We start from the raw sequence: 22147 nt of genomic DNA, 5'->3' as shown, positions 1-22147 counted from the left end.
GTGTGTGGTGAAAATTTAGATGGTTCAAAAAGATATTGGGTTTTATTAATTATTTTACTTATCGGCGTTGGCGTAGCATTAAGATATTTTTCTTAATTTTTTGGTAACTTACACATAACAAACGCACTAGAACGAACTATGCTGTTGTGACTTCATTCAACATTTTAGCCCCTTATGCGGCGTTAAATTTTAAAGGAATTCTATGACGCTGATTGAGTTTGAAGCTCTAGCATCTGAAAAGCTCTCGATAAATAACGAAGAAAGCAGAACGGACTTTCTTCGATTGTTAAATGCTGGATTATTGTCAAAAGTTATTGAAAGCTTATTAGGTAATGAAAGAGAGCTTAACGAAGTAGCAAGCAGATCCTATTATCACAACAACGGGTTTTTAAAGGTTGTTTTAATAGAAAAGCGACCTCAATACTCAGTTAGATTTCACATTTGGCCAGAAGAGTCTTTTCAAGCACCTGACGTTCATAATCATCCTTGGGATATGACGGGGTTACTTTTGAATGGTTCATATGAGTGGCCAATTTATACCTTCAATCAAGCTTTGGGAAGCTGTGCAAGTGTTAATTTATTTGAGTGCCGGTATTTGGAAGATTACTCAGGACATTCGTTCCACAATCTTGATAAGGTTATTTTGAATCAGGTAGATAAAATAAGCTTTCAAGAAGGTGATATGTTTCAATTTCCTCAGACACAATACCATAGTGTAAGAAAAGAAAACTCCCAACCTGCAGAATCAATAGTCATAACTGGTGAGTCAGTCGGGTTAAGTGCAAATGTGATTACAAATAGGAATATGATGTGTAGTTCTATATTTAAAAACTCCCCTGTCGAGAGTGCTTTCTTACAAGATAAATTATCCTCATTTCTAGAACGGAGGCTGTTTTGATCGTTAAAGATATAATAAAAAGTCCCACAAAATTAAGGGTTTACTTTATTGTTCTAGCAGTGTTTTTAGTATTCATGATTATTGCTAATTATTACTTGTTACCGGAGGCATTTATTTACTTTGGAGGACAATATGATGGTGCGATTCCTTCATTTATAAATAATTTAATAGCGTTACTTGGTTCAAGCTTGATTGCTTCAGGATTTATATGGTTTTTTACACCCAGTGGATTAGATAGTAGTGATGTGAATGTAATTTCCTCGCATGATATTAAAGATTCTCTTAATTCCATGCTCAATAGAACAGAACGCTTTTCGTACTATGGTCATACGGCTAGGTGGAACAGAGCTGTTACATTCCCCAAAATTCTAGAGCAGGCCAAAGATTTAAGAGTTACTAAGTATATTGATTTGATAATAATCGACCCTGATGATGCAAGTGCTTGCGATCTCTACGCTTCATTCGGGCATGGCGAAAGAAACAAAGGTAGAAAAATACAGACAGCAACAGATGTAAGAATTGAACTGCTTACAACTTTTTTGTGTTGCCTAGAAATCAATAAATCACCATTTATCGAAATCGGTTTATATGTAACAAATAGGGTTTCAATATCCAGGTATGATATTTCCGATAACGCATTGATGATGACTAAGCCATATCAAGGTGATCCCGCTCTTTATTTTCCTAAAAATACATTCTTTTACTCTTCTTATAAAGAAGAGTTTAATGTCGCCAAGCAGCAATGTAAGAAGATTAATTTGAACATCTCGGAAAAAGATATCAATGTATCGAATCTAAATAAGGCTCTATGCGAGGCGGGTTTTCAGATAGACTATGTTAATAATGAATTTGAGACAGAACTATTAAAAGCATTTGGCAAAGTAGAGAGGCCATATTGATTTTACAATCGCATGTTGAAGAACTGCTTTTCCGCTATGCTCCAAACCAGCCGAAAATGCGGCTGTTAAGTTTTTTGGGAGGTTTTGGTGATTGTTAGGAAAATGGATGTGAAGGATATTGAAGCTGTAAGTTCAATTTGTTGTGCTTCGTTTTCTTACTCTATTGCACACACTTTGTCAGAGGAGGGGAAGGAAACCTTTGCGAATATTGCTGCGAACAATGCTTTTCTTGGTAGAATGAAAGGCGACAACTTAATGTTAGTTTCCGAAAACGATAAGAAAATTGAGGGCATAATTGAGCTAAAGGAAGGTCGTCATATTGCCATGCTTTTTATTAGCCCTGAACGTCAGAAAAAAGGCATTGGCAGAAAACTGCTTTCATCAGCCCTAAAGCATGCAAAGGTTGACACCGTCACTGTGAGTGCGTCTCTATCTTCAATACCTGCTTACGAGAAGTATGGGTTTGAGTGCAAGGGCGAGGCGAAAGAATCAGCGGGTTTAGTCTATCAACCTATGGAGATAAAGCTTAATGGGGCAAAACAAACAATAAAATAATAGAGTGTAAATATTAAATTAATTCACCACGATTTATCAACGCTTGCTATTTGTACATAGGCTACTTTCAGCTCAATTCTAATTTTACTCACATAATCACTATTCACTAAACAGGCTTTTTTCGAATGCTTGCGCTGCATGTGAAGACGGTCTGTCTTTATAATGCAGTTGATACAGTGGCCGAGAGAGTTGTTCGTTATTTTTTTGGCTCAGGCGCGTTAATTTACCTAGCTGCACTAAATCTTCTGTGACTACATTTGGCAATAATGCGACCCCCATACCTTGAGCGACGGCCCTTGCTATGGCTTCGTTGCTACCTAATTGCATACTTTGCTCTGCTTGTACGCCATGTTGGGCTAATAATTTTACCGACATTTCTAAAGTGCCAGAGCCTGGCTCGCGTAATAACCAAAATTGCTCGTTTAACCATGCTTTTAAGTTTTTAGTGGGCTTAAAGTTACTGGGTATAACGATACTCATTAAATCGTTTTGCCAGTGTTTGCTTATTATATGCGGCTCGGTAGGTGTGCCCTCAACCAGTGCTAAATCGATAGTGCATTCTAGTAGGGCGAGCTCAATTTGCGCGGTATTAGCCACTTGTACTTCTACTTTAATATGGGGGTACTGCGCGCAAAACTTAGCTAAGTAGGGCGGTAGCCAATAACTGGCAATGGTGGTGCTGGTGCCTATAACGAGCGTGCCACGCTTAAGCCCTGTGCGTGATTTAATATCTTCAATGGCGGCTTTTTCAATGGAAAAAATGCTACGTGCATGATCATACAAGGCTTGGCCGCCCTCGCTTAAGGTAAGTTTTTTGCCTTTAGATGCACGCTCTATAAGTTGAATATTTAATTGGTGCTCAAGCTCTTTTAGCGCTTTAGATACAGCCGGTTGGCTTATAAAAAGCGCCTCGGCTGCGCCTGAAAAACTACCAAGCTTTGCTACCGTATAAAACACCCTAAGTGCATGCAAGTTCATTATGCCTCTCAAATCACATAACTTTAAGTTATCGAATCATGATTTTAATGTATTGGAGTTATATTTTGCGCTTTCTTAAAATGAAGTCAACAGTTTAACGTTGTTCAATTGAGAGAATATTATGCTTAGCGCTATTAAAAATTTGGGTATTAATACTAAGCAATACGGCGATACGCGCTGGTGGTTAGGTATGCTGCTGGTGGTTGTTTTGGCGGGAGCATCTGTTGCATTAAGTAAGTTACCCATAATGCAAAGTGCGCAATTTAGCTCTTTAACTATTGGTATAGTGCTTGGCATTATTGTGGGTAACAGTGTGTTTTCGCGTATTGCTACGCAAACCGATATAGGTGTTGATTACGCTAAAAGTATATTGCTTAAAGCGGGGGTTGTGTTGTTTGGGTTTAGAATTACCTTTGCGCAAGTAGCGGGTGTAGGCTGGGAAGGCTTATTAATCGATGTTGTAATGCTGTTAGGCACATTTATTTTGGCAGTGCAGCTAGGTAAGCGCGTATTTAAGCTTGATGAACAAACAACCATATTAATTGGCGCGGGTAGTTCTATTTGTGGTGCCGCTGCGGTTATGGCAACTGAGCCTGTAATAAAAGCGCAGGCGCATAAAGTATCGGTAGCGGTGGCAACGGTGGTGGTGTTTGGCACGTTAAGCATGTTCGCCTACCCAATAATGTTTGAGTACATGGGGCTGAGTGAACACGCTTACGGTATTTTTGTAGGCTCAACCATTCATGAAGTAGCGCAAGTGGTTGCAGCGGGTACAGCTGTAAGCGCCAATGCTGCAGATACCGCCGTTATAGAAAAAATGCTAAGGGTGATGATGCTTGCGCCATTTTTAGTGGGCTTATCGTTTTGGCAAAGTAAAAAGCATGCTAAAACAAACAATAACGTGCATGGCGGCGAGCAAAAAGCGGGTATTACAATCCCTTGGTTTGCGGTGTTATTTATTGTGGCAAGTGGTGTACATTCGCTATCAGTTATTCCTCAAGTCGCTACAAGCGCAGTTGTTTGGTTTGATAATATATTACTCACCATTGCCATGGTCGCACTTGGGCTGCGTACACATGTTGGTGCTATTCGCCAAGCGGGTATAAAACCACTGTTATTAGCAGGCTGTTTATTTTTGTTTTTAACCTTGGGTGGTTACGCTATTAATATAGGCATTGCTGAGCTGTTTTAAACGTTACTTGGTAAAAGTTGATTGGCGGCTTAAATTGGCCAATCAACTTCGTTTAAAGTATCTAGCTGTGTGCAGGTATTTTCATTGCCTTGCCATTTATTAGTGTAAACAGCGTGCGGGTCAAACTGTAACGTTTGTTTTTGTATATTAAAGTGCCTACCACCACGCGGATCTACGCCTACACCTGCTATATATTGCCAATTACCCCAATTAGCGGCTACATCGTAATCAATCAATTGTTGTTCAAAATAAGCCGCGCCGTAGCGCCAATCAAGACCAAGTTCGTTAACTAAGCAGCTTGCGGCAATTTGCCTTGCTCTATTTGATATATAACCCGTAGCGTTAAGCTCATTCATAATGGCATTGACTAATGGGTAGGGTGTTGAGCCATTACACCACGTAGCAAAGCGGTTTGGCATAAATGTAGTAAGTGGTTTTGTTTGCCTTTGGCCTTTAAAGCTAAACAGGCTTTTATCTGCCTTAAGTGCATGCCATTTAAAATACTCTCGCCATAGCAATTCAAATTTAATCCAGTAGGTAGACTCGTTTGTTATTTGACTATGTTCGTACGCCTCAACTGCTTTATAAACTTGCCGCGCACTTACACAGCCAAAAGCAAGCCAGCTACTAAATTTTGTGGTGTTATTAAAGCCATCAAGCTCGTTTCGAGTTATTTTATAAGTACTTGGCAGCAAGCCTGAAAAGTATTGCTTTAAGTGTGTTTGCGCACTTTTAAACCCGCCATGCATTACACCATTATTTGCTATACGCTCTAAAGGTTTTTTAGCGCACAGGGTTATTGGCTGAGGGAGCAAACCGTTTGGTAATGTTGAAAGTGAAATGGGGCTAGTGGCGGCCTCTACCTTTTTACGAAACGGGGTAAAGTGTTTAGGTAATTCGTTTAAATCAAAGGGGAGGTCACTTTGTTTAAAGAGCGTGTCTTGCTGCGACCCTGTAAATTTAGTATTAGGACAATGTGCTTTGAGTAAGTTTATTTGGCGTTGCTCGTACAGGCCAAATTGCTCGCTGTATACAACTTCATCTATATTTTGCTCATTAATACGCGCTTTTAAAAGCGATACAGGTTCGCCTTCAAGCACATGCAGGGTTTGCCCGCGCTCAATAAGTGCTTGTTGTAGTTCGTACAAGCATTGCATTAAAAACTGCTGTTTGTGCACGCCATATGGCTTTTGTTGATAGTTATTATTTTTAAACCAGTGCGGGTTTATAACAAATACAATATCGAGCGCGCATTGCTGCGACGCAAGGTCACTAAAAATAGCGTTGTCGGTTAGACGTAAATCGTTTTGTAGCCAATATAAAATGCGTTTGCTCATAGGTTTGCTCAGGTTTTTAAACTCTAAAGCTTTACGAAGCAAAAGCGGGTAGGGATTGATTTTCACTTGTATTTAATTAAGAAAGGATGAGCAAGTGTGACTTGCTCATATAGGTTTACTTAGAAGAATGAGTTGCTTGGCGTATATTTTTAGATATATAGGCAATTAAATAAACAAAAATAGTTAGTGGTAAACCAAGTACAAATAAGGCAATTTTATACTTATTTGCAATGGTTGATTTAGGTAATGTTATTGCGAAGCAAACGCTCATGGCTAACCAAAAGAAAGCTAAAAGTGGTGATATGTTTGATTGAGAGTTAGCTAAATCACATGTGCCAAATGAAATACTGGCAATAGATGCGTTACCTATTTCTATACACTCGTTGCTGTTGATAAGGCTTAATGTAATTACTGTTATGGTTAATACTAATAATAGAGGTAATAAGTGTTTCATATTTTCTTCCTTAATTGTTTAATTTTATGGGTTGCACTACAGCGCCTAAACAAATTAAAACGATTGGCAAAAAATAACGATAACAAAGCCATTAACTAGTTATTATAAAGTTATAACCATGGTATTACCTTGGTTATAACTTTTATAAGTCATTATTATTCAATAGGTTGTGTTTTTACTTCAGCTATAAGCTGATAACCTCGCTTCATTACAGACTTTATATATTTGGGGTTTTTTGTGTCGTTGTCATTGAGGGCCACACGTAGTTTGCTAATAACTCGTCTAACTGCGGTGTCGGTTACTATTTGATTCTCCCATACATTATTGTGTAACTCTTCAAGGCTAACTATTCTTGGTTGTTGCTCTATTAAATAGCTAAGTACCTGCATGCATTTGGGCTCTAATGTGTAGAGGTTATCTTCTTTAATTAAAGACTGCTGCAGACTGTCAAAAGTGTACTCGCCAATTGTTAGTTGATTCACCCTAGTTTTATCAATGACGGATTTTGCATAATCAGGGTTAGGTTGGGTTTTATTTTCTGTCGTATTTATGTGTTTTTTATAAAGCCGAGATACCATTATTCCGGCTAAATTCATTAAAAGCACTAGCGGGCTGAGTGGGAATGCACAGAGAAAAAGTAAATATTTAAAACCTACGTGTATATTTGGTTTATTAAGAGTCTGTCCGAATAACACGTTTAAAAGCATCCATATAATAAAATAAGGCGTAAGGGAAATTGAATCTGTTTGCTCCCCACAAACGCCATATTTTACGCCCTCTATGTAGTTTGGTGCGTCTAAACAAAAAGCATTCGCTTGGCTGCTAAATAAAATGAGTAACATAAAAATAAGTAGTTGTTTCATCATAAAGTCCATTTAGAAAGAGGCGGCAAATAATACCGCCTCCTTTAATGTTTAAATAGCTGATTTTTGCTCTGCTATCCAATCGTTTATTACGTCTTCTAGTACTTCCATAGGGAGTGACCCTTGGCCGATTACGGTGTCGTGAAAGCTGCGAATATCAAACTTAGCCCCGAGTTCTTTTTCAGCTTTTGCGCGCAGTTCGCGTATTTTTATTTCGCCCATTTTGTACGAAAGCGCTTGGCCTGGCCATGAAATATAACGATCTATTTGATCCTCCACCGCACTTTGTGGCAAAGCAGTGTGATCTGCCAAGTAGTCAATAGCCTTTTGGCGGCTCCAACCAAAGGCATGAATACCGGTATCAACAACAAGCCTAACTGCACGCCACATTTCGTAGCCTAAACGACCAAAGTCGCTGTACGGGCTTTGATAAAAGCCGGCTTCTTTACCTAAGCGTTCGGTGTAAAGTGCCCAGCCTTCGCCAAATGCTGAGTGGCTAAGTGTGCGTCTAAACTGGGGTACATCTAACTCCATTGCAATAGCGTTTTGTAAATGATGCCCTGGTATTGCCTCGTGCAGGCTTAGCGCTTCTAAATTATACAAAGGTTGCAATTTAGGTGTTGAGGCTAAAAAGTAAGTGCCAGGGGAACGATTATCAGCAGGTGGCATATAAAACGCGCCGCGACTCGCTGAGCCTTTTATTGTAAAGGTGTTGCGCGGTAAATGATTAAAGTAGGTTGGTAACTTGCCATACATTTTTTGCGTAATAAAAGCGGTTTTTTCTAGCAAGTCTTGCGCGTCTGTTGCGTAAAATTGCTCATCGGTCGCTAAAAATTCTAAAAAATCGCTGTATGTGCCATCAAAACCTACTTTATCAATAATGTTTTGCATCTGCGCTTTAATACGCGCGACTTCTTTAAGGCCTAGTTCGTGTATTTTCTTTGGTGTGGCATTGGTTGTGGTGTAGTAATTAACTGTGTATTTGTAATAATCAAGCCCGCCTTTAACGCTTGCAATACCCGGCTGGGCTCTACAGTTAGGCATGTAATCGTTTTCAAAAAAGTCGTAAAAATGCTGATAAGCAGGGACTACTTTTGAGCTGATTAAGGCCTTTGCTTTATTTTGGTATGTGGCTTTTTGCTCTGCTGTAAACGTGTTTGGTATACGTGTAAAGGGCTCGTAAAGGGCACTGTTTTCAGGTTGTTTAACAATATGCGCGCTAATGCTTTGGCTGTAATTTTCAAAGGTTTTGCAGTAATGAGTAAAGCCTGTTTTTATACCTTCTTTCATTAAATCAATATTTTGCTGATTAAATCGAGGGTAGTCGGCAAGGCTGATTAAAAATGCGTTGTAATCGTCGGGTGTTAAAAATGCCATGTTAGCGGGGGCTTCGGCAAAATAAGTATGCCAGCCACTTAAAAAATTAACCGGAAAATACTTATCTTGATAAAGGTAGCTTTGCTGCTCTGTTTCTCGCTCATATTTAAATAAGCGGTAGTTCATTAGCTGCTCGTTGTTGAGCGTTTTTGGGTCAATGCTGGCTAAGCTTTTTAGTACGCTGTTGTTATAAGCTTGGCGCTTTGCAATGGCTTGCTCGCTCCAATTTGGCAATGTACCGTTTGGCTTCCAGCCATCTGGATCGGTACGAAAAAATATTTTTTCAGCTTTAGCGTTTTGCCAGTGGTTATCAATAATGGTTTTTAAATCAGTGTTACTGTCGGCTAAGCTTGGTAGCGATGCAACCGCTAAGCATATAGCTAGAATACTTTTTTTAAACATAGTCATCCGTTATTGGCGAGTTTGTTATTATTTATCGCGCTTTTTTATTTTAATTTGTGCTCAATATAGTACCAAGTTAACTTAATCAATGCGCTTACTTTTATAACTAGTACCTTTTGGTTTTACTTTTTGATTGAACAAATTTCACTGCGTAACTGATTGGCGTACTAGTTTATTGTTTTATCAGCGTTTAGAATGACTAAAACTTATTATAAAAAATGACCGTCATGTTTAATAAAGTAATTACCTTAATTGATGAAGCAAACAACCAAGACCCAAATACTGAGCAGCACAATGGACAAAGCTTTCCAAAAGAAAGTTTATACGCCTTGCGCATGAGCGAAATGTTAACTCGTTTTAAACCAGATGCCGATGAACTCATGCAAATTGCAGTGCGTGCACAGCATATTCAGCGTTGGAAGTCGCCACGTAGTGATTTTGAAATGAACAAACAGGGCTATCATCAGTGGCGCAGTGCACTTTATATATTTCATGCTAGCAGCGTGGTTGCGCTCATGAAGCAAGCTGGTTACGGTGAAGCTGAGCAAAACCGAGTGTACGATGCGGTCGCTAAAAAAAATATTAAACGTAACCCAGACAGCCAATTAGTAGAGGATGTAGCAAGCCTTGTATTTATTGAACATTATATGCTTGGATTTGCCAATGCAAAACCAGATTACAATGAAGAAAAATGGATTGGTATTATTCGCCGTACATGGCAAAAAATGTCAGATGAAGCCCATGAGTTTGTACTTGCAGGTAATATTACATTGCCCGGGCCGCTTGTTGGGCTTATTCATAAAGCACTTGAGTAAAGTAGTGTAAGTTAAGTATTAAAATAAAAAGGATTTTTAGAATGTTATGCCCACGTACAAATACCTCTCTTGAACCTTTACTTGTTGGCGGCATTACTGTTTTTACGTCAGCGCAAGGCGGCGTATTTTTTGATAACAGCCAAATTTTTAAGTTTAGCTCGCCGGAGTTAAAGCATGGTCAGGTTTTACTTAAGTATTTGAGTAATTATACCGAAGGTGAGGGCGAAGTCTCATCGCGAGTAAATTGCCCTAAATGTTTAAGTATTGTGATGATGCGCCGGTATTTTTCGCCGCTTAAAGTGGTTGAAATAGACGAATGCCCAGGTTGTGCAGGCATATGGCTTGATAGCGGCGAGCTGGCAAAAATACACGAAAACCATTTAACCCCCCGAGAGCGAAAGCTGTTAGCCCACGAAATGGCCACCAATCATGGGTTTATAACTATTAAGTCGCCAAAATCAAAGTATTACCCCAAAGCGCCTAAAAATGTTCAAGACACCACAGTTGAACGGCTGGTGCAATTAGCATTACTTAACTTTGAATAATAAAGTAGTCTTGAACGCTACATTAATTTTAAGCTCGCAAGTGCTGCTAATAAAAGCATGACTTGCCAAGAACATATTTTAAAGCCAAGGGAAGCTGAATATGAAGGATTATAAGTGTAAAACTGCACTGCAATTTTACTGTGTGCTACTGGCGTGTTTTTTGACATCAGGCTGTGATTTTTTATTTGATAAAGCACATGGCTATCGTGGGCCCATTGTTGTGACGATTGAAACAGAAGATGGCTCAGTGCCAGAATTGCCTTTTTTGATAAAGTCGGCCTATTCAGAGTCGTGTGGTCATAGTAGCTGTGGTATTGATTTTGGTTATAAGTATTTTAAAGCTGCCTATGCTAATGAGCCAATTACCTTCCCACGGGAGCGTTTGGATTTATTACAGCCCAACGCCTATGCATCGATTGAGTTTACGGTTACCCATCCTAATTATCACCAAGGCGGATTTCCGCGAGGTTTTGGGCCCACCGATGCTGATGACCCTATTCATATTACGTTTACCGTTAAGCCGTTTGCTGAACAAATGAATAAAGTAGCTGGCTGGGCGACTGGCCCTAAACAAAACATGCAAAACTTTACACCTGATAGCAGGGAATATAAAAAAGCAGACATAAGGTATCGCCAAGCGCGCTTTAATTTAGGAAAGACGATTAAAAGGCACATTACGGTGATCAAAACTATGTACTTACCCCATTTTTCAAAACGTATGCAACAACGGGTGATTGAAAAGTATCAACCGATATTTAGAGCCTGGTATTACGGCGTACCTGAAACGGATTGTTGGAGTATGGTTAAATGTAGAAAGCAAATTTTAAAACCAAGGGAAGCTGAATATGAAGGATTATAAGCGTACTTATCTGCAATAATACTTAATCATTTTGCGGAGCTAAATATGTCGCTCCCTGCGTTAAAAATTCTCATTTTGAACCACTAAATAGCGAATTTTTTGCCTAGCTAGCAACACGTTTTTCAAATCTCAAAATAGATCGCTTAATTAAGCTAATTGGTATAAAGCATAAAAAACGGCGTACTAAAAAGTACGCCGTTTTTCTGTAATAGATTAACGCTTATGCAGTTTATTTATTACGGTTTTCTTTTGCAAAGGCACGTATTTTACGTTTTTGCGAAAGCGTTACTTTATTCGTACGCCCTGCAAATGGGTTATCACCTTCTCTAAATTCAATTTTGATTGGGGTGCCCATAATTTTAAGTGCTTTACGGTAATAGTTCATCAGGTAGCGTTTGTAGCTATCTGGTAAATCGTGAACTTGGTTACCATGAATTACAATACGTGGCGGGTTATAACCACCGGCATGCGCATATTTAAGCTTAACACGACGACCACGAACAAGTGGCGGCTGGTGATCGGCCTGTGCCATATCCATAATACGGCGAAGCATTGCGGTGCTAATACGCTTAGTTGCTGACTCGTACGCTTCATCAACCGATTCAAATAAATGACCAACACCTGTACCGTGAAGTGCAGATATAAAGTGTAAGCGTGCAAAGTCAATAAAGCCTAAACGGCGATCAAGCTCTGTTTTAATACGATCTTTAACGTAGTCGTCAAGGCCATCCCATTTATTAACGGCAATAACCAGCGAACGACCTGAGTTAAGCGCAAAACCTAATAAGCTTAAGTCTTGATCAGAAATACCATCGCGCGCATCCACAACAAGTAAAACCACGTTACAATCTTCGATTGCTTGTAATGTTTTAATTACTGAGAACTTTTCAACTACGTCACTTACTTTTTTACGCTTACGAACACCGGCTGTGTCAATTAACACATACTCTTTGTCGTTACGCGTCATTGGAATATAAATAGAATCGCGCGTTGTACCTGGCATATCATATACAATTACACGATCTTCACCCAATATACGGTTTGTAAGTGTTGACTTACCAACGTTAGGGCGACCAATAATAGCAAGCTTTACAGGTTTGTCAGCAAACGCTTGATGATCGGTATCATCACCTTCGCCTTCTTCGTAAAGATCGATTAATTCTTCGTCATCACCTGTTACTTCTTCATCTTGAGCAGCTAGTTCAGCAATAAGCGGCTGAAGTGTTTGTTCAAGTAATAGGGTAATACCACGGCCATGTGCAGCTGCAATGTGATGTATTTCACCTAATGATAATTGGTAAAATTCAGCACAGTTTGAATCTGCATCAATGCCATCGGTTTTATTGGCAACAACAAAGCACTTTTTCTCTTGTTTACGCAAGTGATTAGCAATGGCTTGGTCAGCTACGGTCATACCTACACGAGCATCTACTAAAAACAGAACAATGTCGGCTTCTTCAATGGCTAGCAGAGATTGATCTGCCATTTCGATTTCGATGCCTTCTTCTGAGCCATCAATACCGCCCGTGTCTACCACGATAAATTCATAGCCATCGTAACTAGCTTGGCCATATTTTCTATCTCGTGTTAAACCTGGAAAATCGGCTACGAGTGCATCACGAGTACGTGTTAAACGGTTAAATAATGTGGACTTGCCCACATTGGGTCGCCCAACTAGAGCGATCACGGGAAGCATAAACTACCTCTTTAAAAAACAACAAAAGGCTTCGCAGTGCGAAGCCTTACAAAAAACAATTAACTATTAGCAGGTTATACTAATAGCAGTCAGTTAGTTTGGTATTTTTACCATACTAACTTCACCATCGCGGGTGTATAAAATTAGCTTATCGTCGGCAACAACTGGCTCAACAAAAAAGCCCGAGCTGTCAAAGTCTTCACGAGATACTAGCTCGCCAGTTTCTTTATTTAGCCAATGTAGGTTACCTTCTTGGTCGCCTAAAGCTAAGTGGCTACCTGCAACTGCAGGGCCTGTTAGGTACCAACCACGTAGAGCGGGTTGGCTCCAACGTTCAATACCTGAATTTTTATCTAATGCGTAAATAACACCATCGCTATCTACTAAATAAATTGTTTGTGCATCCATCGCAATTTCGCGGTAGCTGCTGTACTCACGTTTCCACACTACGTTGCCAGAGCGAATATCTACAGCAGCTAAGTTGCCGTTGTAAGCTATAGCGTAAGCGTATGGACCGCTAATAAGTGGTTGAGTGTCTACGTCAACTAGGCGTTCAAATTCTGATGCGCCTTTAGCAACCGCAATTTCTGCGCTCCATGCTGAGTAACCACTGTCTGAAATTAAAACGCTTAGCTTGCCTGTTTCAAGGCCTACTAATACACCACCGTTAGCAACAGTTGGCGAGCTTTGTCCGCGTAATGTTAGTGGTGGAACTTCTTGTTCAAAACTCCAACGCTCTTCGCCCGTATCTGGGTGAAGGGCTAACAATTTACCAGAGCCTAAATTTACAAATATTAAGCCATCGCCTGCTGTTGGTTTAGACAGTGATTCGCCTGGTACATTCTTACGCCAAACTTCTTCACCGGTTTCGCGATCTAAGGCAATAATAAAGCCGTGTTCAGAACCTATATAAATTTTACCATAGGCTTGCAAAATACCACCTGATAATTTTGCATTACCGTTGTCAGCCCATGGCCAAAACGATAAATCTTGGCGTACATCGGTTTCCCACTTGGTATCGCCGTTAGTAAGCGAAAGCGCTTCTACTTGGCCTTCGCGGCTAGCAACATATACAGTATCTTTGTAAACAGCTGGTGTTAAACGAGAAAAGTAATGCTCTACGCCATCACCTACAGATTCTTGCCAAACAACGTCAGTTTCAAATTGGTTTACAATTTCAGGAAGTACTAGTTCATCTTCATCATCACTTGATGAACAACCCATCAGTGTTGCCATACATAGGGCAAGGGCTGCTGTTGTAAATTTTTTCATGCCTAAAACCTTATGCCGCTGGGCTAGTTACTGCTAGGTCATCTAACTTAATTTGTAATAGTGGGTTACTTGTTAATCCACCCGCATCTATTGCTGCTTGGTATGCAGTACGTGCTTGATCTTTGTTACCTTGCTGTGTGTAAATGTCGCCTTTAAGCTCGGCAACGTTTGCATTGAATGCTTCAGGTAATGGTGCATTTAATGTAGTTAATGCATCGTCATAGTTAGTTTGTGCAATTTGAATTCGCGCTAAACGTGTAATCGCAATTGCTTTTAATTCTGTATTTTCAGTATTAGACACTATCCAGCTTAGCTTTTCGCTTGCTACATCTAATTTTTTTGCTTCTACAGCGTCTTTTGCAGCAACAAATGCAGCAAGTGTTGCGTAGTTTGTATCTTTATTTTCGCTAATAAACGCATCAGCTGAAGATAATACATCATCACTTTCAACAAGCGCTGTATATGAATCTGATGCTTTTTCAGCGGTAGTAATTTGGTTTTGGTTATATGCTTTCCAGCCATATAAGCCACCAAGGCCAACAAGTATGCCTAGTGCAAGTGAAATGCCGTTTTCACGGAAAAAGCGTTTAATGGCTTCTGCTTGTTGTTCTTCTGTTGAATAAATATCCATTCTTACCTCTAATGTTCGCTTAGCCGTTAATAAGCTCAGCTAATAGCGCTTTAGCTTGTTCTAATTCTAATGTGACTTGTTCTTTACGCTCGCGTAAATACTTGATGGTCACAACGCCTTTTTCTAATTCATCTTCACCAATAATCACTGCAACAAGTGCATCGCTTTTATCAGCACGTTTTAATTGTTTTTTAAAGTTGCCGCCGCCCGCATGCACCATAACGCGTAAACCCGGTACGTCTTTACGTAGTTGCGCTGCAATTGCAGGAGCTTGAATGCTTGCTTTGTCGCCCATTGCTGCTAAATATACATCAGCATTACGACGAATGTCACCTACACACTCAAGCGCTTGTAGTAATAACACTAAGCGCTCTAGACCCATTGCAAAACCAACTGCTGGGGTTGCTTTGCCGCCAAGCTGTTCAACTAAGCCGTCGTAACGACCACCAGCACATACTGTGCCTTGTGCGCCTAAGCTGTCGGTTACCCATTCAAATACGGTACGGTTGTAGTAGTCTAAACCACGTACTAACTTTTCATTAACCGTATATGAGACGCCAGCAGCGTCTAAACGTTCACATAAATTTTCAAAATGTTCTTTTGATTCAGCGTCTAAGTTTTCAGACAATTTAGGCGCATCAGTTAAAATTGCTTGTACGTCTGGGTTTTTGCTATCAAGTACGCGTAATGGGTTTGAATACATACGACGTTTTGAGTCTTCATCAAGCACATCAATGTGTTGCTCAAGGTAGGCTACTAACGCATCACGGTAATCTGCACGCGCTTCGTTAGAGCCTAAAGAATTTAGCTCTAAACGAACGTGGTCAGTAATACCAAAGGCTTCCCATAGTTGCGCTGTTAATAAAATAACTTCTGCGTCTATGTCGGCTGTGGCAATACCAAATGTTTCTAAACCAAATTGGTGAAACTGACGGTAACGACCTTTTTGCGGACGTTCGTGACGAAACATTGGACCCATGTACCAAAGGCGTTGTTCTTGGTTATATAGTAAGCCATTTTGGTTGCCAGCACGTACGCATACTGCGGTGCCTTCTGGGCGAAGTGTTAATAAGTCGCCATTGCGATCGGCAAAGGTGTACATTTCTTTTTCTACTATATCGGTAACTTCACCAATAGAGCGTTTAAATAAGTCGGTTGATTCTACAATAGGAAAACGAATTTCTTGATAACCGAACGATGCTACTGTCTCGCGTAAAATGCTTTCTACTTTCTGCCAAACTTGTGTATCGCCCGGCAGACAATCGTTCATACCGCGAACTGCCTGAATTTGTTTTGCCACTGATAAATCCTAAATGCTGTTTATGTGTAATAAAAAATGCTTACACAACAAGAATGCTAAAAATTGACCCGCTATTATAGCGTTCTGGTCATAAAGGTAAACGCCAAACACCGCTGTTTGGCGCTTTATACGGTATTTATTCGACTATTTTAATATCGATAGGTGTTTGCTGCTCTTTTTGAGCAATAAAGTCGCGCACGTAGCCTTCGAGCTGGTCAACAATATTGTTGTTGTCAATACGTGCTTTTTGGCGCTCACCATTAATGTATAAACCTGAGCGACGGTTTGCACCGGCAAGGCCAATATCACTGACAAGGGCTTCACCCGGGCCGTTTACAACACAACCAATTACCGAAACCGATACAGGCTCAATAATATCTTCAAGGCGCTCTTCTAGCTGGTTCATGGTGCTTACTACATCAAATTCTTGACGAGAACAGCTTGGGCAGGCAATAAAGTTAATACCGCGCGAACGTATGCGCAGCGATTTTAAAATATCAAAACCTACTTTAATTTCTTGAACAGGGTCAGCTGCAAGCGACACTCGCAGTGTATCGCCAATACCTTCGGCAAGTAGCATACCTAAACCTACGGCTGATTTAACCGAGCCAGATCGCATGCCGCCCGCTTCGGTAATACCCAAATGCAGTGGTTGGTCTATTTCTTTAGCGAGTAAGCGATAGGCGCCTACCGCTAAAAATACGTCTGATGCTTTTACCGATATTTTAAATTGGTCAAAATCAAGGCGGCGTAATATATCTACATGGCGCATTGCTGATTCTAATAAGGCTTCAGGTGTAGGCTCGCCATATTTTTCTTGTAAGTCGCGCTCAAGTGAGCCGCCATTTACACCAATACGAATAGGTATGTTATGCTCGCGAGCCGAATCGACCACAGCTCTGATACGCTCTTCGCTACCTATATTACCTGGGTTTATGCGCAGACAATCTACGCCGTACTTTGCCACTTTTAAGGCTATACGGTAATCAAAGTGAATATCGGCTACTAGCGGAATAGTCACTTGTTCTTTAATACTTTTAAACGCTTCAGCTGCGTCCATAGTCGGTACTGATACACGCACTATGTCGGCACCTGCATCTTGAATTGCCTTAATTTGTGCAACGGTTGCATCAACATCCATAGTGTCGGTGTTGGTCATTGATTGCACAGCAATAGGGGCGCCGTCACCAATAGGGACGTTACCTACATTGATACGGGTGGATTTTCTGCGTTTAATTGGAGATTCTGAAAACATAGCGACTACTCTGCTAGTGGTAATGTAAATTTGGCTAAACGGTTTTTAGGAAATGCAGAAACATCTACAGGTTCGCCGTTTAAAGTAATGTCTACAGCGTCATGCTTACCAAGCACAACTGAAAAAGGAGGCGTTCCGCTTACGGTCATAATGTAGCCTGCTTTTTTAACGCCGAATGCTATTTTTTCGCCTTCGCCATCGTAAATTTCAACCCAACTTTCGCCGTTAAAGTTCATAACAATTGTACTGCTAGCATCTTCTTGGCTTTCGTTGTTAGATGTAATAGGAGCCGTTTCTGTAACGGCTTCTGAGCTTGTTGATGTTTCAAGCGTATCTTTTGATTCTAATAGTGATTCGTCGTTAATTTCGGCTTGTTGCTGTTGCTGTAAAATACTGGGTTGAGCTGCTTGTCGTTCACTCATTATTGAGTTGGCAACGTTTATTTTACTGGTTTGCTCTTCAATGGGGGTGGCGTTTTGCCAAAACCATAAAGCAGATGAGCCAATAACAATCGCTAAAATTAAATAACTAAAAAACATTAAACGGCTGTCGCTTGCTTCTTTTTCTGTTCGGCGCGAAAAGCTTTGCATATTAGCGGGCTTGGTCGGCTCTGGTGGGGCCGGCATCATTGCTAATATAGGTGCGCTATCGACTTTTAATTCACGGCAATAATTTTTTATATAGCCTTTAACAAAAGTGATAGGGCCTAGTAACGCAAATTCATCATTTTCAAGGCGTTTAATTTGAAGTTCAGACAGCTTTAACGGTGCAGCAATAGTTGCGATGCTAACGTTTGCTTGCTCTCTATGATTTTTTAGTATTTGGCCTACAGTTGGCTGTTCGCTCTGTGTTTGCGTATTTTCTTCATTCATAATGTGTATGAGTCTGGATCCACTAGTAAAAGTCTGTGCCCTGGTTTTAATGCTATATCAGGACTTAATTTATTCCATCGCATTAATTCATCAATTAATACATGCCGCTGGGTAGCTATATCGTAAAGGGAATCACCAGCTTTAATTTCGTAATAAATATTAGGATCGTTTAGGTATATTTTACTTCCATTCATTACCCGATCCGACTCTTTTAAACCATTCCATTGCAGGAGTTTTTGTAGTTTAACATTGTATCGCACCGAAATGCTAAATAGGTTTTCGCCAACAGCAATTACATGAAATGGCACGCGTAAAGGCGATACTTTAGGATTAAGCATTGGAAGCTCAGCTTTTTGCACTGCTTCGTAGCTTTTAAATTCAATATCAGCATTATTTTGATAGTTGCTGTTTTCAAAAACGGTTGTATTTTTAGTCGCTTCGTAGAATACCACGTCACTACTGTTTTTTTGATTCGTAACTGCAGGTGCAGAATTACTGTAGTTACTAGTTTGCTGCGAATTAAACTGGCCTGTTTTAGGTGCGCCAAACGAGATTATTGTTACCTCGTCATCGGCTTTAGCCGCTTGTTTTGTTGCTATAACTTCTTTTTGAGGTTCTAAAACAGGTTGTGCTTTTTCAGGCGCTGCTACTATAGAATCTGCAGAGTCGTGCTCAGTAGTAAGTGCAAGCATAACAGCCGATGTATCGGTAGGATTGCTTGGTGCGACGACTTTAGGAGCCTCTTCTTTTTGGGTCGTTACTTGTTTTGCTATTACGGTTGCTTCGTCGGCTTGCGTACTGAGCGTATTTGGCAATGCTTGAGCTTGCTCTTCTCTTGCTATAACTGGATTTACATCTTGGTTATTTGCTGTTGCGAGCTTTTTATCTGTTTTTTGCTCGTTGTTTGTTACCAAGCTTGTTGAACCGTCCTCTGGCGAACGTTTCTTTCTAATAACTTTTATTTTTGGTTTTGAACTAACGTGCGCGCCGCTTGCGTCATTTTTTAGTTCTTTTAACTGCGCTTTACGGTATTTTTCTCGCAGTATTTCAAACTCATTAAAACGTGTTCTTTTCTCTTTTAACGCATAGGCTTCGTTGCTGGTAGAGTAAGTTTGCAAAATAGTGTTGGAAATTTTTTCAGCTTCTTCAATTCTGCCCATTCGGTTTTTTACAAGATAGCTAAGCATTAATGCGCGAGAAGATACTCGGCCCGTACTTTCATAGCGTTTTAAAAGTTCACTGGCTTTGTATAAGTCACTTTTTGCGTAATACAGTGCGGCTAAGCTAATTAATGTAGATGTACGCTGAGAGCTGTGATTAAGTGCCTGTTGAAAGTAGCTTTCTGCATTTTCAAAATCATCAAATTCAATAGCACATAAGGCTAAATTTTCGTAGCTTTCGGCAACGCGAATATAACTTGGTACTTCAATCGCTTTTAAAAATTGATCAGTTGCACGATCGTATTCATCAATACCACATAAAAACACACCGTAGTTATTGAGGGTGTTAGGATCGTCTGGCTTGATTTCAAGTGCTTTTTGGTAGGCTTTATCAGCTAGCGGGTTTTCGCCCACTTGTTGGTAGTAATAAGCAAGAGAGTAATGTACTTCAGGTAGGTCAGGAGCAAATGCTGCTGCACGTTCTAAATTGTATTTGGCTTGAGAATTATTACCCGTTTTTAAATACTGTAGGGCTAAAGCAATTCGTGTTCGTGCTGCACCAGTATTATTAACTTTATTTTCGACGACGGGTTTATTACTGCCGTTATAACTACTTTCACTCACACAGCCACTTAGGGCAAGTGTTGATAGTGTTATAGCAAGTATAGATCGCATTACCTTATCTCTTTATTTTTAGTCCATGTCGCCTATCTTACCTAAAAGCTTTACTCTTGCATCATTTATTTAAAAATAAACAACTTAACAGCCTTATATGGTTTATTCATATAAGGCTGTTACAGATTATGCTTGGTGGATATTAACGGCAATCGCGTTATCGTCGCGGATTTTCTTTTTAGCTAAGCGTTTAGTACGGTCAACTACGTCACCGACTAACTGACCGCAAGCTGCGTCAATATCATCGCCGCGAGTACGGCGAACAATACAGGTTACACCTGCAGCTTGTAGTACTTTTGAAAAGCGGTCGATACGGCTATTGCTTGAGCGTGTGTACTCGTTACCCGGGAACGGGTTAAACGGAATAAGGTTTACCTTAGACGGTGTGCCTTTTAACGTTTGTACTAATGCATGCGCTTGGTCAGTGCTGTCGTTAATGCCATTAAGCATAACGTATTCAACTGTTACGTCTTTATTAGCTTTTGAACCGTCGATATAACGACGACACGCCGCTAAAAACTCTTCAATAGGGTACTTTTTATTAACAGGCACTAAAATATCACGCAGTGCGTTATCTGGTGCGTGAAGAGATATAGCCAGTGCTACGTCAATTTTTTCTTTTAGTAAATCAAGAGCAGGTACAACGCCTGACGTACTTAATGTTACGCGGCGCTTAGATAAACCAAAGCCCCAATCGTCCATCATTAGTTCCATTGCTGGCACTACGTTTTTAAGATTAAGTAAAGGCTCGCCCATACCCATCATTACAACATTAGTCACTGGGCGCTTTTCGCTATGACCATCAAGGCCTATATCTTTAGCTACACGCCAAACTTGGCCAATAATTTCAGATACTTTTAAGTTACGGTTAAAGCCTTGTTGAGCAGTAGAACAAAAAGTACATTCAAGCGCACAACCCACTTGTGATGATACACATAACGTAGCACGCTCTTTTTCAGGGATCCAAACGGCTTCTACTTCTTGGCCGCCTTCAAGAATAAGCGCGTACTTAATAGTACCGTCGCTTGCTTGTTGGCGAACTGTTATTTCTGGCGCTACAATTTCGCACTCAGCTTTAAGCTTTTCTTTAAGCTTTTTATTTACGTTAGTCATTTCGTCGAAGTTATCTACGCCAAAATGATAAATCCATTTCATCACCTGGTCACTACGAAACGGCTTTTCACCGAACGATGCAAATAGCTCGCGCATTGCATCTCGGTTTAAATCTAATAAGTTAATCTTTTTTTGCTCGGTCATGAAACAACCTCAATCGGTGACGGTGGAGATAAAAATTTACGAGGACGAATTGTACACAATTCACTCACTTTAATCATTAAGTAAAATATCAAAAAATGCACTTATGGATACTTTGCGTAATGACTAAAAAAGGGCCCGAAAGCCCTTTTCATTTTGTTAACGAATTCGAATTAACGAGTACGTGAACAAAGCTCTTCGTCAGCGAAGAAGTACGCGATTTCGCGAGCAGCAGACTCAACAGCATCAGAACCGTGAACAGCGTTTTCGTCGATGCTATCAGCGTAGTCTGCACGTAAAGTGCCAGCTAGTGCTTCAGCAGGGTTAGTAGCACCCATGATTTCACGGTTTTTAAGAACAGCGTTTTCGCCTTCAAGAACTGTAACCATTACTGGACCAGATGTCATGAAAGATACTAAAGCGCCAAAGAAAGGACGTTCGCTATGTTCTGCGTAGAAACCTTCAGCTTTCTCTTGTGAAAGGTGAACCATTTTAGCTGCAACGATTTTAAGGCCAGCAGTTTCGAAACGGTTGTAGATAGCGCCAATGTGGTTTTTAGCAACTGCATCAGGTTTTACGATTGAGAAAGTACGCTCTAAAGCCATCTTTATGCTCCAATAATTTTAAGTAAAAGTGTGAATATTAACGGGCGCGAATTATACGCGTTTTAAGTGAAAAATCCTAATTTTATTAAAAACCAGTTTGATTGCTGTTTTATGATCTCGATCAAATTTAAATTATTAGCCATATTTATACTGCTGCGCTTGTGTTTATGTATTTTTCAATAACACCAATTTCACTGGATTAATGCTTAATTTTTCAATCAAATTGGTAAAACTCATGCAACTGGTTTAAACC

General features: G+C 40.1%; 21 protein-coding genes. 7 read left to right on the top strand and 14 right to left on the bottom strand.

The features are described from left to right. The first annotated feature begins 202 nt into the window (after positions 1-202). From QT16_RS20460 to QT16_RS13850, 3 genes are all read left to right on the top strand, one after another. Entirely contained in the window at positions 203-898 is a 696-nt protein-coding gene (locus QT16_RS20460) for a hypothetical protein (protein WP_052201248.1), read from the top strand. Beyond that, the gene (locus tag QT16_RS13855; RefSeq protein ID WP_039488762.1) at positions 895-1797 is read left to right on the top strand and encodes a hypothetical protein; all 903 of its coding nucleotides are present in this window, start codon (positions 895-897) and stop codon (positions 1795-1797) included. Before QT16_RS20460 ends, QT16_RS13855 begins: the two co-directional genes overlap by 4 nt. Before the next feature lie 102 nt (positions 1798-1899). Continuing rightward, a complete protein-coding gene (locus tag QT16_RS13850; protein ID WP_039488761.1) occupies positions 1900-2352 on the top strand; it encodes a GNAT family N-acetyltransferase in 453 nt (150 codons plus the stop codon). A gap of 99 nt (positions 2353-2451) precedes the next feature. Here QT16_RS13850 and QT16_RS13845 read toward each other — a convergent pair whose 3' ends face one another. Next, positions 2452-3330, bottom strand: a complete 879-nt coding sequence (locus tag QT16_RS13845; protein WP_039488760.1) for a LysR family transcriptional regulator — start codon at positions 3328-3330, stop codon at positions 2452-2454. A gap of 121 nt (positions 3331-3451) precedes the next feature. Here QT16_RS13845 and QT16_RS13840 point away from each other — a divergent pair, with 121 nt between their 5' ends. Then, positions 3452-4522 (top strand): YeiH family protein, encoded by a 1071-nt coding sequence (locus QT16_RS13840; RefSeq protein ID WP_039488759.1) that lies wholly within the window; start codon positions 3452-3454, stop codon positions 4520-4522. Positions 4523-4551: 29 nt separating this feature from the next. On the opposite strand, the gene QT16_RS13835 is transcribed toward QT16_RS13840, so the two are convergent. The 4 genes from QT16_RS13835 to QT16_RS13820 all read right to left on the bottom strand — a co-directional run bounded on the left by QT16_RS13835 (position 4552) and on the right by QT16_RS13820 (position 8955). After that, the gene (locus QT16_RS13835) at positions 4552-5859 is read right to left on the bottom strand and encodes a DASH family cryptochrome (protein ID WP_039488758.1); all 1308 of its coding nucleotides are present in this window, start codon (positions 5857-5859) and stop codon (positions 4552-4554) included. Positions 5860-5974: 115 nt separating this feature from the next. Beyond that, positions 5975-6313, bottom strand: a complete 339-nt coding sequence (locus tag QT16_RS13830; RefSeq protein WP_002961307.1) for a hypothetical protein — start codon at positions 6311-6313, stop codon at positions 5975-5977. Between the two features lie 155 nt (positions 6314-6468). Then, complete coding sequence (locus QT16_RS13825) at positions 6469-7179, bottom strand: winged helix-turn-helix domain-containing protein (protein ID WP_238719448.1); 711 nt, start codon at positions 7177-7179, stop codon at positions 6469-6471. A 48-nt stretch (positions 7180-7227) separates the two neighbouring features. Continuing rightward, a complete protein-coding gene (locus tag QT16_RS13820; RefSeq protein WP_039488757.1) occupies positions 7228-8955 on the bottom strand; it encodes a DUF885 domain-containing protein in 1728 nt (575 codons plus the stop codon). Between the two features lie 227 nt (positions 8956-9182). Between QT16_RS13820 and QT16_RS13815 the strand changes: the two genes are divergently transcribed. The 3 genes from QT16_RS13815 (at position 9183) to QT16_RS13805 (ending at position 11174) form a co-directional block, all read left to right on the top strand. Then, entirely contained in the window at positions 9183-9770 is a 588-nt protein-coding gene (locus QT16_RS13815) for a DUF4202 domain-containing protein (protein WP_024595261.1), read from the top strand. A 41-nt stretch (positions 9771-9811) separates the two neighbouring features. After that, positions 9812-10315: a TFIIB-type zinc ribbon-containing protein gene (locus QT16_RS13810; RefSeq protein ID WP_039488755.1), complete on the top strand. Its 504-nt coding sequence runs from the start codon at positions 9812-9814 to the stop codon at positions 10313-10315. A gap of 100 nt (positions 10316-10415) precedes the next feature. Then, complete coding sequence (locus tag QT16_RS13805) at positions 10416-11174, top strand: hypothetical protein (protein WP_039488754.1); 759 nt, start codon at positions 10416-10418, stop codon at positions 11172-11174. A 229-nt stretch (positions 11175-11403) separates the two neighbouring features. Here QT16_RS13805 and der read toward each other — a convergent pair whose 3' ends face one another. The 9 genes from der to ndk form a co-directional block, all read right to left on the bottom strand. Beyond that, positions 11404-12870: a ribosome biogenesis GTPase Der gene (gene der / locus QT16_RS13800; RefSeq protein ID WP_024597862.1), complete on the bottom strand. Its 1467-nt coding sequence runs from the start codon at positions 12868-12870 to the stop codon at positions 11404-11406. Positions 12871-12963: 93 nt separating this feature from the next. Further along, complete coding sequence (gene bamB / locus QT16_RS13795) at positions 12964-14142, bottom strand: outer membrane protein assembly factor BamB (protein WP_002961301.1); 1179 nt, start codon at positions 14140-14142, stop codon at positions 12964-12966. Positions 14143-14152: 10 nt separating this feature from the next. Then, entirely contained in the window at positions 14153-14773 is a 621-nt protein-coding gene (locus QT16_RS13790; RefSeq protein ID WP_002961300.1) for a YfgM family protein, read from the bottom strand. Between the two features lie 19 nt (positions 14774-14792). Next, complete coding sequence (gene hisS, locus QT16_RS13785; RefSeq protein WP_008168943.1) at positions 14793-16073, bottom strand: histidine--tRNA ligase; 1281 nt, start codon at positions 16071-16073, stop codon at positions 14793-14795. A gap of 136 nt (positions 16074-16209) precedes the next feature. Then, positions 16210-17328, bottom strand: a complete 1119-nt coding sequence (gene ispG, locus QT16_RS13780; protein ID WP_039488753.1) for a flavodoxin-dependent (E)-4-hydroxy-3-methylbut-2-enyl-diphosphate synthase — start codon at positions 17326-17328, stop codon at positions 16210-16212. Between the two features lie 5 nt (positions 17329-17333). Further along, a complete protein-coding gene (locus QT16_RS13775) occupies positions 17334-18200 on the bottom strand; it encodes a RodZ domain-containing protein (RefSeq protein ID WP_002961292.1) in 867 nt (288 codons plus the stop codon). After that, the gene (gene pilW / locus QT16_RS13770; RefSeq protein ID WP_039488752.1) at positions 18197-20035 is read right to left on the bottom strand and encodes a type IV pilus biogenesis/stability protein PilW; all 1839 of its coding nucleotides are present in this window, start codon (positions 20033-20035) and stop codon (positions 18197-18199) included. The genes QT16_RS13775 and pilW overlap by 4 nt, the downstream gene beginning before the upstream one ends. 126 nt (positions 20036-20161) lie before the next feature. Then, positions 20162-21292, bottom strand: coding sequence for a dual-specificity RNA methyltransferase RlmN (gene rlmN, locus QT16_RS13765; RefSeq protein ID WP_002961289.1), 1131 nt, complete (start codon positions 21290-21292; stop codon positions 20162-20164). 170 nt (positions 21293-21462) lie between these two features. After that, positions 21463-21894: a nucleoside-diphosphate kinase gene (gene ndk, locus QT16_RS13760; RefSeq protein ID WP_002961288.1), complete on the bottom strand. Its 432-nt coding sequence runs from the start codon at positions 21892-21894 to the stop codon at positions 21463-21465. Between the last annotated feature and the right edge of the window lie 253 nt (positions 21895-22147).

It is taken from the genome of Pseudoalteromonas distincta (genome assembly GCF_000814675.1).
GTDB lineage: Bacteria > Pseudomonadota > Gammaproteobacteria > Enterobacterales > Alteromonadaceae > Pseudoalteromonas > Pseudoalteromonas distincta.
This window is presented reverse-complemented; position numbering and strand designations above follow the sequence as displayed.